This is a genomic window from Cellulomonas fimi, from assembly GCF_028527925.1.
GTDB lineage: Bacteria > Actinomycetota > Actinomycetes > Actinomycetales > Cellulomonadaceae > Cellulomonas > Cellulomonas fimi_C.
This window is the reverse complement of the sequence record NZ_JAPESW010000117.1, coordinates 1-1,042: the sequence shown is the minus strand read 5'-3', so window position 1 is coordinate 1,042 and position 1,042 is coordinate 1. Positions and strand designations below refer to the sequence as shown.

1 protein-coding gene is annotated in these 1,042 nt (G+C 60.6%); it reads left to right on the top strand.

Annotated features, from left to right (window positions below):
* Nucleotides 1–964: FUSC family protein (locus tag OMK64_RS21305; protein WP_272730106.1), on the top strand; the 964-nt coding region annotated here is incomplete at its 5' end.
* Between the last annotated feature and the right edge of the window lie 78 nt (nucleotides 965–1,042).

The window sequence follows — 1,042 nt, the reverse complement described above, 5'->3', positions numbered from 1 at the left end:
GACGGTGCGCAACACCAAGGAATTGCGCGGGCGCATGATCCACCTGCTGCCGGTGATCGATGCCCTGGATGATGCGGTGTACGCGATTGAACACCGCGCCCCGGAATTCGCAGATCAGCTCACACCGTTGCTGGAGGCCGCCAACGCCTGGCTGGAAAGCACCACCGAAACAGCCCCGCTTGAACGCTGGCGCGTGCTGCGCGACCAGGTCGACGCCGCTCAACCCCAGGGCGAAGCGCTAGATGACCGGCACACGCTGCTGTTCTCCAATGCGCTCTATCGTCTCGCAGAGTGGATCGACCTGTGGCAAGACTGCCGCAGCCTGCAAGCTGCCATCCAGTGCGAGAGCCAGGACACCTGGCGCGCCGTGTACCGTCACTGGCGCCTGGGCCGGCTCACGCCGTTCCTCGACCGTGGGTTGATGTTCTACTCGGCGTTCTCCACCGTCACCGCGATCATCGTCGCCTCGGTGCTGTGGATCCTGCTCGGCTGGACCGACGGCGGCAGCGCGGTGATCCTGGCCGCTGTCGCCTGCAGCTTTTTCGCCTCGATGGATGACCCGGCGCCACAGATCTATCGGTTCTTTTTCTGGACCGCCATGTCAGTGCTGTTTGCCAGCCTCTATCTGTTCCTGGTGCTGCCCAACCTGCACGACTTCCCGATGCTGGTGCTGGCGTTTGCCGTGCCGTTTATCTGCATCGGCACCCTCACCGTGCAGCCGCGTTTCTACCTGGGCATGCTGCTGACGTTGGTGAACACCTCGTCGTTCATCAGCATCCAGGGCGCCTATGACGCCGATTTCCTCAACTTCGCCAACGTCAACCTGGCGGGGCCGGGGGGCTTGCTGTTTGCCTTTGTGTGGACGCTGATCGCGCGGCCCTTCGGCGCTGAATTGGCGGCCAAGCGCCTGACCCGTTTCAGCTGGCGCGACATCGTCAGCCTCACAAAAAAAAACAGTATCTAATGCTAGTTATATAGCAGGTTATGCAAGTCAAGTAGCTCATGTTGATAGCAATTCTATCGTTTATCCTGTTTACAAGAT